Origin of the sequence: Bacillus sp. EB01 (assembly GCF_000613125.1) — a bacterium.
Taxonomy (GTDB): Bacteria; Bacillota; Bacilli; order Bacillales; family Cytobacillaceae; genus Bacillus_D.
This window is the reverse complement of sequence record NZ_HG964497.1, coordinates 3,985,080-3,998,270: the sequence shown is the minus strand read 5'-3', so window position 1 is coordinate 3,998,270 and position 13,191 is coordinate 3,985,080. Positions and strand designations below refer to the sequence as shown.

Here is a 13,191-nt window from a genome sequence, read left to right as displayed (position 1 = left end):
AAAGTGGAGGAGCTTTTTCTTTGGAATTTCAAGTACAATTTGACCTAGTCGAAACATCAAAATGTCCTGAAAAGGAGTATTCGAGTTATGATGAAAAAATCTTTTGCTGAAAAGTAAAGCTCTGAGTTTGCCCAAGACCGGCACGCAAGTATACTCCCCCAGCGCAATACTTTTTAAAAAATACTAAAAGGAGCTGAATCTATTGGAGGGAATTTTGCCGCTATACAAACCCGCGGGAATGACCTCGCATGATTGCGTGTTCAAACTGCGAAAAATACTAAAAACTAAAAAGGTTGGTCATACAGGGACACTAGACCCGGATGTGACAGGCGTCCTGCCAATATGTATCGGCAGGGCAACCAAAGTTGCGGAATACATAACAGACGCCGGTAAAGCATATGAAGGAGAAGTTACTATTGGTGTATCAACCGAAACTGAAGATGCATCAGGAGCAGAAGTAAACCGAATCCCTGTAGAAAGAATAATCAGCAGACAGGAAATACTTGATGTACTGGCTTCATTAACAGGAGAAATTGAACAAACCCCGCCTATGTATTCGGCGGTCAAAGTGAACGGGAAAAGACTTTATGAATATGCCCGAAAAGGAATTGAAGTTGAAAGGCCCTCCAGATTCGTAACGATCTATAAGCTAGAACTTCTTGATGACCGCGAGGAGTTTATCGGAGAAACAATTACTTTCAGATTCCGTGCTGAATGCAGTAAAGGGACGTATATTAGGACACTGGCAGTCATGATTGGTGAGAGACTGGGTTATCCAGCACATATGTCCTCGCTAATCCGGACCCGTTCTGCAGCATATACACTCGATGATTGTTTAACATTTGCCCAAATCGAGGAATTGATGGCAAAAGGGGAGATTGACCAGGCATTGAGACCGACGGCAAGCGCTCTTTTCCATTTGCCGAAATACAGGATAAATGATACATTAGCAGAGAAAGTGAAGAATGGGGTGCGCCTGCGTATCCCTGAAGAATTCAGCAACCATTCCGGCCCGATTGCTTTAGAAGTTATGTCAGGGGAGGTCCTTGCTATCTATCAAAAGCACCCTGAAAAGGAAGGGCTGATGAAGCCGATTAAAGTGCTGTGGATGGCTGATAACAATGGCTAACCCATACAGCTCTAAAAGGTATGAGGATTGGCAGTTGCTTTAACAGAAAAGGTGAACAGTAGTGGAAGTAATCAATCTTAAATATCCCCATCATATCGCTAAAAATGATTTACCGCCGTCCTCAGTTGCACTTGGCTATTTCGACGGGGTTCATCTTGGACATCAAAAGGTAATCTCCGATGCGCGTTTGCATGCAGAAGAAAAGGGACTGAAGACTGCTGTTATGACCTTCCATCCCCATCCCAAGGTTGTGCTGGGCAGGATGGATCAGGAAATTGAATATATTACACCAATGGATGAAAAAATTAGGCTTATTGCTGAAACAGGTGTGGATATTTTGTTTATTGCCGAATTTTCGAATGAATTCGCAAACCTGACACCTCAGGAATTTATAGATCAGTATATTATTGGGCTCAACATCCAACACGTATCAGCTGGCTTCGATTATTCTTACGGACGAATGGGCAAAGGAAACATGGAAACGATGCCGTTTCACTCTCGGGGGCAATTCAGCTATTCCATGGTTGAAAAGCTTGAGCTGAATGGAGAGAAAATTAGTTCCACTCTCATTAGACAATATATAATGCAAGGGAGAATGGAAGCTATCAAAGGTCTGCTTGGCAGAATGTATACAACTTCCGGGGTGGTCATTCATGGTGATAAGCGAGGCAGGACGATTGGTTTTCCCACTGCCAATGTAGAGCTAACTGGAGAATACCTATTGCCTCCGCTGGGCGTATATGCTGTACGAATCCACGTTGGCGGCTCCTGGTATTATGGCGTTTGTAATATGGGGTACAAACCAACCTTCAAGAAGGAAAAAGCACCTAAGCCTTCTATAGAGGTTAATATATTCGACTTTAACGAGGATATTTATGGTCAGAGAGTAATTGTCGAATGGCATGTTTATTTGAGGAAGGAACAGAAATTTACCGGTATCAATGAACTTGTCTCGCAAATAAACAAAGACAAAGAACGAGCAGCCGTACATTTTGGCTTGAGTATTGGTTAGATAGATTTGAATTGTCTTGAATTTAGGTTTTTCCTTGCTTTTTGGCGGGAAAAGTTGTATTCTTATTAACGTACTAAAAGAACCTTTGCTTGGCATGTCGAATCACCGGCGCTTGCTCAGTAAATGGGGATAGAAAATTAGGAGGTGAACCAGGATGGCAATCACACAAGAACGCAAAAACGAACTAATCAATGAGTACAAAACTCATGAAGCCGATACGGGATCTGCAGAGGTCCAAATCGCTGTCCTTACTGAATCAATCAACAACTTGAACGAGCACTTGCGCACACACAAGAAAGACCACCACTCACGTCGCGGTCTTTTGAAAATGGTTGGTAAGCGCCGTAACCTATTAACTTACCTGCGTAACAAAGACGTTGCACGCTACCGTGAGTTAATCAATAAGCTTGGCTTACGTCGATAGTAGAAAGAAGCGGGAATCTTCCCGCTTTTTTGTTAGGTAAAAATACTTTATACATATTTTAAGTCAGCATTATCTTGTGAATACTATTATTATTACGATACCTAAAAGTGTAAACTAATTGCATGGAAAGCGCTGAAGCATTTTTAAAAGTGATTGAGCCAGAAAGAGGGGTAATAAATACATGGAATCAAAGAAACAAGAGTTTTCTATTGATTGGGCGGGGCGCAAGCTTACCGTCGAAGTTGGCCAGCTTGCAAAGCAGGCAAATGGAGCAGCCCTTGTCCGTTATGGAGATACTGCAGTACTTAGTACAGCAACTGCTTCAAAAGAACCCAAAAATGTGGACTTCTTCCCACTTACTGTAAACTACGAAGAACGCCTATATGCTGTTGGGAAAATTCCTGGCGGATTCATTAAGCGTGAAGGCCGGCCAAGTGAAAAAGCAATCCTTGCAAGCCGCCTGATTGATCGTCCGATCCGCCCGCTTTTTGCTGATGGATTCAGGAATGATGTACAAGTTATTTCAATTGTAATGAGTGTTGACCAGGATTGCCCATCTGATATGGCAGCAATGCTTGGCTCTTCAATCGCCCTCAGCGTATCCGACATTCCATTTGAAGGACCTATCGCGGGTGTTATTGTTGGCCGCGTTGATGGAAAGTTCGTCATCAATCCGACCGTTGAACAAGCCGAAAAGAGCGATATACACCTTGCCGTTGCTGGGACAAGGGATGCAATCAACATGGTTGAAGCAGGCGCGCTGGAAGTTCCAGAGGAAGTCATGCTTGAAGCAATTATGTTTGGACATGAGGAAATCAAGCGTCTCATTGCCTTCCAGGATGAAATTGTAAAGGCTGTGGGCAAGGAAAAGCGTGAGATAACTCTTTATGAAGTAGACCAGGAATTAAAAGCGGAAGTACTTGAGTTTTGTGAAAAAGATATGATTTCCGCCATCCAGGTCCAGGAAAAGCATGCCCGAGAAGCTGCCATCAAAGAAGTGAAGGATGCAGTTCTTGCAAAGTATGTAGATCAGGAAGCAACTGATGAAGACCTTAAGCAGGTTAAACAAATCCTCGACAAATTAGTTAAGGATGAGGTTCGCCGATTGATAACTGAAGAAAAAGTTCGTCCAGACGGACGCGGGGTCGATGAAATCCGTCCTCTGTCTTCACAAGTTGGCCTCTTGAGCCGTACCCATGGCTCCGGCTTGTTTACACGCGGCCAGACTCAGGCGCTTAGCATCTGTACGCTTGGTGCAATGGGTGACGTTCAGATTCTGGATGGCCTTGGGCTTGAGGAAGAAAAAAGATTTATGCATCATTACAATTTCCCACTCTTCTCTGTTGGTGAGACAGGCCCTATCAGGGGACCAGGCCGCCGCGAAATCGGACACGGAGCACTTGGAGAAAGGGCGCTTGAACCTATTATTCCGTCTGAGAAGGATTTCCCTTATACAATCCGTCTTGTATCCGAAGTTCTTGAGTCGAACGGTTCAACCTCTCAGGCAAGCATTTGTGCGAGTACACTCGCAATGATGGATGCAGGGGTTCCAATTAAAGCTCCTGTAGCAGGTATTGCAATGGGACTTGTTAAATCAGGTGAACATTACACTGTACTTACAGATATCCAGGGAATGGAAGACCATCTTGGTGATATGGACTTCAAGGTTGCCGGTACTTCAAAAGGTGTGACCGCCCTTCAAATGGATATTAAGATTGAAGGTTTATCCCGTGAAATCCTGGAAGAAGCTTTGGGGCAGGCTAAGAAAGGCCGTATGCAAATACTCGAGTCCATGCTATCCACATTGGCAGAACCAAGGGCTCAGTTATCTCAATATGCTCCTAAGATTTTGACGATGACCATCAATCCGGATAAAATCAGAGATGTTATCGGACCAAGCGGAAAACAAATCAATAAGATTATTGAAGAAACAGGCGTTAAAATCGATATCGAGCAGGATGGTACAGTATTCATTGCTTCTACAAATGAAGAAATGAACCAGAAAGCGAAGAAAATCATCGAAGATATCGTTCGTGAAGTTGTTGTGGGTGAGTATTACTTAGGCAAAGTAAAACGGATTGAAAAATTCGGCTGCTTCGTTGAAATTTTTGCCGGAAAAGATGGGCTTGTCCATATTTCTGAGCTTGCTGAAGAGCGAGTTGGCAAAGTTGAAGACGTCGTTAAAATCGGTGACGAAATGCTTGTCAAGGTTACCGAGATTGACAGGCAGGGCCGTGTAAACCTTTCCCGCAAGGCAGTTCTAAAAGAACAGCGTGAAAAGGCTGAGCAGGAAAATAAGTAAGAATAATATCCCAAGAGGCTGTCCCACTGGTGGCAGCCTCTTTTTTTGTTGTTAAGGAAACTTTAGATTTCGCAACTGTGGATAACTTTTTTATCTAGCTCGTTTACGTCTAGCTCCAGCGCCTATCGCCTAGCAAACTTCAGGTCTCCTCCCTACGATAAGTCATCATCGAATCGCATTCGCTCTTCGTGATTCCTTTATCCCACTCTTAAGGCTCAGTAAGCCTCCTCCGTCGGCAACTGATCCTAAAGGTCCGATTCGTTCAACTAACCATCAGCAAAAATCGCTGATGGAAGTTTCACTTTATCTCAGTCGAAGCCCCTCCATTTTGTACGGCGATGGTCAAGGCGCTTGCGCTTTTGTTCGTAAAGCAATTTAAATTTTATTTCTACAAATACAAAGAAGCTATGCAAGAAAAGATTGAGTTACTTAGTGGACAGGGCATGTTCTGACCTCTTATTACATAACATACTGTGTAGGAAAGGGGGAAGTATATATGAAAAGGGGACTTTTATTTCTTTTTATTTGTATCCTGGCACTATTGGCGATTAACAGTCCATATGTTTCTGGCTATGTAGAGGCGTTGAAAACCGACAGTATACCGGTTTTGAAACAAAAAGACGAACTCTATGAAAAAATTGAGGGAGCTGCTGCCGAGAAGAATATTGCGGCCGAGGATGCACGAATCGATAAAATCTGGAAGGCGATACCAGGGTACAATGGATATGAAATTGATATAGATGCTTCCTATAAAAAAATGAAGAAAAAAGGTAAATACGATCCCTCCAAACTTATATTTCGGGAAACCCGGCCGAAGGTCCATCTTAAGGATCTGCCGCCAGCACCTTTATATAGAGGCAATTCTTCAAAACCAATGGTAGCCTTTGCGGTCAATGTTGCATGGGGCAATGAATATTTGCCTGATATGCTTGCTGTCCTAAAAAAACAAAATGTCTCTGCGAGTTTTTTCCTTGAAGGAAATTGGGTAAAAAAATACCCAGAGCTTGCCAGGATGATTGTTGATGGTGGCCATGAAGTAGGAAATCACTCCTATTCCCACGTAGACATGGCAAAAGTGACGAAAGAAAGAGCTATTGAGGAACTTAAAAAAACCAATGAAGTCATAGAAGCTACCACTGGTAAACAGAGCAAATGGTTCGCTCCTCCGAGCGGCAGCCTTGGTACCAATACCGCTGAAATAGCAGCGTCACAAAAGCTTGGAACAATCATGTGGACGGTAGACACGATTGACTGGCAAAAACCAAGCCCTGAAACAATTCTTAACCGTGTCACGACCAAAACGGCAAACGGATCCATTATTTTAATGCATCCAACTGAGCCGACAGCTGCGGCATTACAGCGGATGATTCTTATTTTGAAGGAGAAAGACTTTAAATTAGGTACAATATCAGAATTGCTGTCCGAAGAAAGGATACACCCGGTTCTAGTAGAAAAGCGCTAAAATTTGGAGAAATGGGAACAAACATGTAAAATAATCTAAGAATAGCCGCAGCAGTTGTCCAAGAACAGGAGGAGTTCAATGATTAAGAAATATACATGCCAAAACGGAGTAAGGGTTGTACTTGAAAATATACCGACTGTCCGATCGGTTGCAATAGGAATCTGGATTGGCACTGGTTCGAGGAATGAAACGCCAGAAAACAACGGGATATCGCATTTCCTTGAGCACATGTTTTTTAAAGGCACAAAAACCCGTTCAGCCAGGGAAATTGCCGAATCATTCGACAGCATTGGCGGCCAGGTAAATGCTTTTACTTCAAAGGAATACACTTGCTATTATGCAAAGGTACTTGACACACACGCCGACTTTGCTCTGGAAATCCTTTCAGATATGTTCTTCAATTCAGTATTTGATGAAGAAGAATTGAAAAAAGAAAAAAATGTCGTCTTTGAAGAAATAAAGATGTATGATGACACACCCGATGACATCGTCCATGACCTGTTAAGCAAAGCTGTTTATGAGTCCCATCCACTGGGATATCCGATATTGGGAACGGAAAGCACGCTTGAAACCTTTAATGGAACCAAATTGAAGGAATATATCCATACGCATTATACACCGGAAAACGTCGTCATCTCGATTGCTGGTAATATTGCTGAAACTTTCATTGGCAAGGTAGAAAAGCATTTCGGTTCCTATGAAGGCGGAAAGGCTGAGCCTCGTGAGGACAAACCAGTATTCCATGCAAATCGTCTGTCCCGAAAGAAGGAAACCGAGCAGGCACATCTTTGTATTGGTTTTGAAGGCCTGAAGGTTGGACACCAGGACATCTACAGTCTGATTGTCTTAAACAATATACTGGGCGGAAGCATGAGCAGCCGTTTATTCCAGGACGTTCGTGAACAGCGCGGACTCGCCTATTCCGTCTTTTCCTACCATTCAGCCTACCAGGACAGCGGAATTGTCACCATCTATGGTGGAACAGGAGCAAAGCAGCTCGACCTGCTTTTCGAGACGGTACAGGATACCTTAGATACACTGAAGAGGGATGGCATCTCGGAGAAAGAGCTTAACAATAGCAAGGAACAGCTTAAAGGCAGCCTAATGTTAAGCTTAGAAAGCACAAACAGCCGGATGAGCCGCAATGGTAAAAATGAACTCATCCTAAAATACCATCGTACACTGGATGAAATTATTGAAGAAATTGACAGTGTAACAAAGCCTGGAGTTGATGGGCTAGCCAACAAAATCTTTACAGATCACTATTCCGTGTCTTTGATCAGTCCGGATGGAGAACTTCCAAATTTATTGAAATAAAAGATAGCAGCCATTGCAAAAGTGCAATGGCTGCTTTTTTGAGGATAGATACCCAAGTTGTTTCTTTACAGAAGGGAAAAAGCGGTAAAATTAATTTGAAATATTGCACATTTATAAAGGAATCTTAGGCTAGGAGATGGGTAATGAGGAGTGAATTCGAAGAAAAGTATCAAAATTTACCCTTTGCGGCAACAATTCTTGTTTATTTAAATGATTTATAGTTATATCTAATGGGTTTCATCTTAGGTTTTTACTTTGTAAATGTTCTATTCCTGATAAGCGTATTCTTCATGATGTTCTTAATTTATCATAACCTGGCAGAAAACTCCCTCAATTGTGTGCAGGCAGAGCCAAACAATAAGGGAGAGATGAATGCCGATTGGCGATAGCCAAAGTTTTCCTTTCTGTGGTATAATTAGAACAAACGTTCCGGTGGAAAGGGAGTGTTTATATGATTAAAAAAGCGTATAAATTTCGAATCTATCCAAATCAAAAACAGGAAATTCTGATTAATAAGACAATTGGGTGCGCCCAGTTCGTCTTTAATCTCTTTCTTGAAAAATGGAATACTTCCTATAAAGAAGAGGGTAAAGGACTGTCCTACAACAAGTGTTCCTCCCAGCTTCCTGTCCTGAAAAAGGAATTTCCCTGGTTAAAGGAAGTCGACAGTACGGCAGTACAAACATCCCTCCAGCATCTTTCCGATTCGTTCGAAAGGTTTTTTAAAAAACAGACAAAAGCCCCACGATTCAAATCAAAGAAAAACAAAGTCCAATCCTATACCTCCAAGCACACAAACGGAAATATTGCTATAGTGGGCAATAAGCTGAAATTGCCAAAGCTTGGGCTTGTCACATTTGCCAAAAGCAGGGAAATTGAAGGCAGAATTTTAAATGCCACGATCCGCCGCAGCCCCTCGGGTAAGTACTTTGTTTCAATCCTGGCTGAACAGGAAGTCCCGCCTAAGGTAAAAACGGGTTCAGTGGTTGGAGTTGACATGGGTTTAAAGGATTTTGCCATACTCTCAAATGGTACCTCATACAAAAATCCGAAATTCTTCCGGACGATGGAAGAGAAATTAATAAAAGCACTACGCATCCTCTCCCGAAGGCGGGAACAGGCTATAAAGAACAAGAAACCTTTGAGTGAAGCCAAGAACTACCAAAAACAGAAACGCGAAGTTGCAAGGCTACATGAACAAATTGTGAATGCAAGGTCAGATTACCTGCAGAAGATCTCTACCGAAATCATCAAAAACCACGATGTCGTCGGTATTGAGGATCTGCAGGTATACCCTCTTCTTAAAAATCACAAGCTTGCCAAATCCATCAGTGAAGTATCCTGGTCCCAATTCCGCACTATGCTGGAGTACAAGGCAAATTGGTATGGAAAGAAAATTGTGGCGGTTTCAAAGACCTTTGCATCCAGCCAGCTGTGCTCAAATTGCGGCTACAAACACGAGGGCGTTAAGGATTTAAACCTCCGCAAATGGGTGTGTCCGGAATGTGGCATGGAACATGACAGGGATATTAACGCAGGAAGAAATCTCCGGAACGAAGCCATTCGTCTCCTAACTGTCGGGACGACAGGGATAGCCTAATCAACTAGAAACTGATAGGTTTCTTTACTTAGGAATCCCCTTCCTCAATCAGCGGCAGCTGATAGGTGGGGATAGTTCAAATTAGGAAAATACGTATCCCAAAACGGATCTTTGTGTTTTCAACAGTTGTATCTTTTCTATTGTTTATTTACGAGTTTCCAATTGTGCTGCTTGATGAACTTCAATATATAGTTACAGGTTATCATGACCCAGAAGAAGTAATAAAAGGTAGTGGTATATTTCTCCTGGGAGTGAATGTTTTAGAAATAGGTAACGTTGAAAACGAACAAAAGGTACCAGAAATTTTTACTCACAACCAAAAAAAATCTTTTTACGAGATAAAACCTGTTACGAATCCAGAGCGGTACAAGAGCAAAAACTTAGCAATCTTTGAGTTTATAGGGTTACATAAACATGGATTTGAACAAATGGCTGAGAATGTTTCAGCGTATTTTAAAACAAGTAATCCGGTTATTGATGAATTTTTAAGTCGGGAAAACTCAGCAGGTGATAGTGCTGGCTTAGGACTAGTCCTTTTCAGCATTCTAGCACAAAAAGAAATTCATAATGATTTGTAAATAGGGGTGACAGGAGCAATTACTAAATTCCACAAACCCTTTGTTGTTTTATAAAGTCATCATCCATTCGTCAGTAAGGAATTAAGTGCTATATCAATAGCTTGTTTTCCGAAAAATAGTCTATTTGCTTTAAAACCCTATAAACTAATAAAAAGGACTGACAGGGGGATTAAGGGCATGAGGCTAAGCGAATTAAGCGGCAAGGAAATAGTGGACATCAAAAAGGCGGAGAGGCTGGGAGTCCTCGGGCAGACGGATCTTGAAATTAATGAGCAGACGGGACAGATTCAGGCGTTGCTTATCCCATCATTAAAATGGTTTGGTTTCCGGAAACAGGGTGAGGAAGTGCGTGTTCAATGGAAGCATATTAAAAAGATTGGTGCCGATATGATTATAATAGATATCCCAGGACGTGAAGAAGATTAGGCATACAAATAAAAAAGAAATGATGGCCTCCGCAAACAAGCGGAGGCTTTTAATGTTTTAAAGGCCAATTCCGTTATGTATGGCATGGTTTATTTTCACCCATTTCAACCCATCAACATAAAATGTCAAGTAGCCTGCATTGGGCATAGAATTGAATAGGAATCTGTAAACAAAGAAGGTGAAGTGTTTCATGCTGACAGGGATGCAGATAGCCATTATTGGCGGCGATGCCAGGCAGTTGGAAATCATCAGGAAACTAACGGAACTGGATGCTAAATTACTACTAGTCGGGTTTGAACAATTGGACCATGCCTTTACTGGAGCGCAAAAAGAAAAAATAGGTGAAGCCGATTTTTCAGCCGTCGATGCTCTTATTTTGCCTGTATCGGGAACGAGCATGGATGGGCAGGTTGAAACTATTTTCTCAAATGAACAGGTTGTCCTGACCGAAGAAATCCTGGCTAAAACGCCTGAAACATGCACGATATACTCGGGGATAACAAATGGTTACTTAACAGGAATTATTAAAAAAGCAAAACGGCGCCTTGTTCTTTTGTTTGAACGGGATGACGTGGCTATATACAATTCGATACCTACAGTTGAAGGTACCATCATGATGGCCATCCAGCATACAGATTTTACTATCCATGGCTCAAATGTTGTCGTGCTTGGTTTTGGGCGTACCGGTATGAGTGTAGCGAGGACATTTCATGTACTTGGTGCAAAAGTGAAGACAGGCGCGAGGAAGTCCGAGCATCTTGCTCGGATTACTGAGATGGGCCTCATTCCTTTTCACCTTTCGGAAATAGAAAAAGAAATTCGAGATGCCGACATCGTTATTAACACAATTCCTCACCAGATTGTCAGTGCTTCGGTTATTTCTAAAATGGCCTCACATACCTTGATTATTGACCTTGCATCAAAACCAGGTGGCACAGATTTCCGCTACGCTGAAAAGCGCGGGATTAAAGCAATGCTTGCTCCGGGCCTTCCAGGCATAGTCGCACCAAAGACGGCTGGACAAATATTAGCGAACGTACTCTCGCAGCTCCTCCAGGGTGACTTACAGAATCGAAAGGGGAAAGCAACATGAAATTGAAAGGTAAGAGAATTGGCTTTGGCCTTACTGGTTCTCACTGTACGTATGACGAGGTGTTCCCGGAAATAGAAAAACTAGTCAAAGAAGGTGCTGAAGTCATTCCGATAGTTACATTTACCGTAAAAAACACAGACACCCGGTTTGGCAAAGGTGAGGACTGGATAGAAAAAATCGTTCAGGTAACAGGAAATGAAGCAATCGATTCAATTGTTAAGGCTGAACCTCTAGGGCCAAAATACCCGCTGGACTGCATGGTCATCGCACCTATGACCGGTGTCTCCATGAGCAAATTCGCCAATGCAATCAATGATTCTCCTGTCCTTATGGCGGCAAAAGCTACGCTTAGAAACCAAAAACCAATCATTCTCGGAATATCGACGAATGATGCCCTTGGTTTGAATGGCGTCAATCTAATGAGGCTAATGTCATCTAAACATATATTCTTCATACCGTTTGGCCAGGATGATCCTGTTAACAAACCAAACTCAATGGTCGCAAGAATGGCGCAATTAAAAGAGACTGTTGAGGCAGCGCTTGATGGTAAACAGCTCCAGCCAGTCCTTGTAGAAAGATATCTTGACTGAAAAATGTTTTTTGCGAAAGCAAATAGCTTTTAAGTCTTTCATTAGCAAGGGAATGTGTTAAAATGTAGAAAAGCATCAGCGGGCTTTTGCCCGCTGCTCTTTTATACATATGGGAGGGATGAAATATCCCAATGAACATTCCCAGATGGAATAATATATCAAGATATGTTTTGACGGAAGGAGTCTTCGGTAAGTATGAATGGACAAAATGGATTTACAGTTGCTGTCGTAGGCGCAACAGGCGCAGTTGGCCAGCAAATGATTGAGACGCTAGTAAAGAGGGACTTCCCGATAAAAAAACTTGTCCTGCTTTCATCATCCAGGTCTGCAGGCAAAAAAATAACTGTTAATGATGTGGAGCATACAGTCCAGGAAGCAAAGCCGGAAAGCTTTGAAGGGATAGACATTGCTTTATTCAGTGCAGGTGGCAGCGTATCAAAGGAATTGGCTCCGGAAGCAGCTAAGCGCGGGGCAGTGGTAATTGATAATACGAGTGCATTCAGGATGGATCTTGAGGTGCCGCTCGTTGTTCCTGAAGTTAATGAAGAGGATGTCCATACACACAAAGGAATCATTGCTAATCCGAATTGCTCGACAATCCAGATGGTTGTTGCACTGGAACCTATCCGCAAAAAGTTCGGACTTAAAAAAATCATTGTTTCTACCTATCAGGCCGTTTCAGGTGCCGGGGCTGCTGCTATAGAAGAATTAAGGGAAGAGACAAAGGCAATCATTGAAGGCAAGGACTTTGAACCTAAAGTACTTCCTGTCAAGGCAAGTGATAAGCACTATCAAATCGCGTTCAACGCCATTCCGCAAATTGATAAATTTGAAGATAACGGGTTTACATTTGAAGAATTGAAAATGATAAATGAAACGAAGAAAATAATGCATGATACAAGCCTTCAGGTTGCGGCAACATGCGTCAGGCTTCCAGTAGAAGTAGGCCATTCAGAATCGGTTTATTTTGAAATTGAGTCTGAAGGGGTTACCGCTGCAGAAATCAGGGAATTATTGAGTGATGCACCAGGAGTGGTCCTCCAGGATGACCCTGCGAACCAAATCTACCCAATGCCTGCTGATTGTGTTGGCAAAAATGATGTCTTCGTCGGCAGGGTCCGCAAAGATCTTGACAGCGATAATGGCTTCCATATGTGGGTTGTATCAGATAACTTGCTGAAAGGCGCTGCCTGGAATTCTGTCCAGATTGCAGAAAGCTTAATCAGGCTGGGAGTCGTAAAAGCGAAATAATTCATAT

Annotated in this window: 12 protein-coding genes; all 12 read left to right on the top strand. The window is 42.5% G+C overall.

Annotated features, from left to right (window positions below; all coding sequences use genetic code 11):
* Window positions 1–202 precede the first annotated feature (202 nt).
* The 12 genes from truB (at window position 203) to asd (ending at window position 13,184) form a co-directional block, all read left to right on the top strand.
* Window positions 203–1,129, top strand: coding sequence for a tRNA pseudouridine(55) synthase TruB (gene truB / locus TY16_RS18670; protein ID WP_043933317.1), 927 nt, complete (start codon window positions 203–205; stop codon window positions 1,127–1,129).
* Between the two features lie 61 nt (window positions 1,130–1,190).
* Window positions 1,191–2,141, top strand: a complete 951-nt coding sequence (gene ribF, locus TY16_RS18665) for a bifunctional riboflavin kinase/FAD synthetase (protein ID WP_043933316.1) — start codon at window positions 1,191–1,193, stop codon at window positions 2,139–2,141.
* 154 nt (window positions 2,142–2,295) lie between these two features.
* Window positions 2,296–2,565: a 30S ribosomal protein S15 gene (gene rpsO / locus TY16_RS18660; protein ID WP_043933315.1), complete on the top strand. Its 270-nt coding sequence runs from the start codon at window positions 2,296–2,298 to the stop codon at window positions 2,563–2,565.
* Window positions 2,566–2,746: 181 nt separating this feature from the next.
* Window positions 2,747–4,867 carry a polyribonucleotide nucleotidyltransferase gene (pnp, locus tag TY16_RS18655; protein ID WP_043933314.1) on the top strand — a complete coding sequence of 707 codons (2,121 nt, stop codon included), beginning with the start codon at window positions 2,747–2,749 and terminating at the stop codon, window positions 4,865–4,867.
* Window positions 4,868–5,363: 496 nt separating this feature from the next.
* On the top strand, window positions 5,364–6,329 hold the full coding sequence (locus TY16_RS18650; RefSeq protein ID WP_043933313.1) for a polysaccharide deacetylase family protein: 966 nt from the start codon (window positions 5,364–5,366) through the stop codon (window positions 6,327–6,329).
* 78 nt (window positions 6,330–6,407) lie between these two features.
* Window positions 6,408–7,646 (top strand): M16 family metallopeptidase, encoded by a 1,239-nt coding sequence (locus TY16_RS18645; protein WP_043933312.1) that lies wholly within the window; start codon window positions 6,408–6,410, stop codon window positions 7,644–7,646.
* Window positions 7,647–8,097: 451 nt separating this feature from the next.
* On the top strand, window positions 8,098–9,246 hold the full coding sequence (tnpB, locus tag TY16_RS18640) for an IS200/IS605 family element RNA-guided endonuclease TnpB (protein WP_043933311.1): 1,149 nt from the start codon (window positions 8,098–8,100) through the stop codon (window positions 9,244–9,246).
* Between the two features lie 164 nt (window positions 9,247–9,410).
* Entirely contained in the window at window positions 9,411–9,824 is a 414-nt protein-coding gene (locus TY16_RS18635; RefSeq protein WP_155922284.1) for a hypothetical protein, read from the top strand.
* Window positions 9,825–10,001: 177 nt separating this feature from the next.
* Entirely contained in the window at window positions 10,002–10,250 is a 249-nt protein-coding gene (locus TY16_RS18630; protein ID WP_043933309.1) for a YlmC/YmxH family sporulation protein, read from the top strand.
* Window positions 10,251–10,440: 190 nt separating this feature from the next.
* On the top strand, window positions 10,441–11,343 hold the full coding sequence (gene dpaA / locus TY16_RS18625; RefSeq protein WP_043933308.1) for a dipicolinic acid synthetase subunit A: 903 nt from the start codon (window positions 10,441–10,443) through the stop codon (window positions 11,341–11,343).
* The gene (dpaB, locus tag TY16_RS18620) at window positions 11,340–11,933 is read left to right on the top strand and encodes a dipicolinate synthase subunit B (RefSeq protein ID WP_043933307.1); all 594 of its coding nucleotides are present in this window, start codon (window positions 11,340–11,342) and stop codon (window positions 11,931–11,933) included. Before dpaA ends, dpaB begins: the two co-directional genes overlap by 4 nt.
* A 195-nt stretch (window positions 11,934–12,128) precedes the next feature.
* On the top strand, window positions 12,129–13,184 hold the full coding sequence (gene asd / locus TY16_RS18615; protein ID WP_043933306.1) for an aspartate-semialdehyde dehydrogenase: 1,056 nt from the start codon (window positions 12,129–12,131) through the stop codon (window positions 13,182–13,184).
* Window positions 13,185–13,191 lie beyond the last annotated feature (7 nt).

Excerpts from the sequence above, each read along its gene's own strand:
- rpsO (WP_043933315.1), top strand. The coding sequence starts at position 2,296 with ATGGCAATCACACAAGAACGCAAAAACGAACTAATCAATGAGTACAAA.
- pnp (WP_043933314.1), top strand. The coding sequence starts at position 2,747 with ATGGAATCAAAGAAACAAGAGTTTTCTATTGATTGGGCGGGGCGCAAG.
- TY16_RS18650 (WP_043933313.1), top strand. The coding sequence starts at position 5,364 with ATGAAAAGGGGACTTTTATTTCTTTTTATTTGTATCCTGGCACTATTG.
- TY16_RS18645 (WP_043933312.1), top strand. The coding sequence starts at position 6,408 with ATGATTAAGAAATATACATGCCAAAACGGAGTAAGGGTTGTACTTGAA.
- tnpB (WP_043933311.1), top strand. The coding sequence starts at position 8,098 with ATGATTAAAAAAGCGTATAAATTTCGAATCTATCCAAATCAAAAACAG.
- TY16_RS18630 (WP_043933309.1), top strand. The coding sequence starts at position 10,002 with ATGAGGCTAAGCGAATTAAGCGGCAAGGAAATAGTGGACATCAAAAAG.
- dpaA (WP_043933308.1), top strand. The coding sequence starts at position 10,441 with ATGCTGACAGGGATGCAGATAGCCATTATTGGCGGCGATGCCAGGCAG.
- dpaB (WP_043933307.1), top strand. The coding sequence starts at position 11,340 with ATGAAATTGAAAGGTAAGAGAATTGGCTTTGGCCTTACTGGTTCTCAC.
- asd (WP_043933306.1), top strand. The coding sequence starts at position 12,129 with ATGAATGGACAAAATGGATTTACAGTTGCTGTCGTAGGCGCAACAGGC.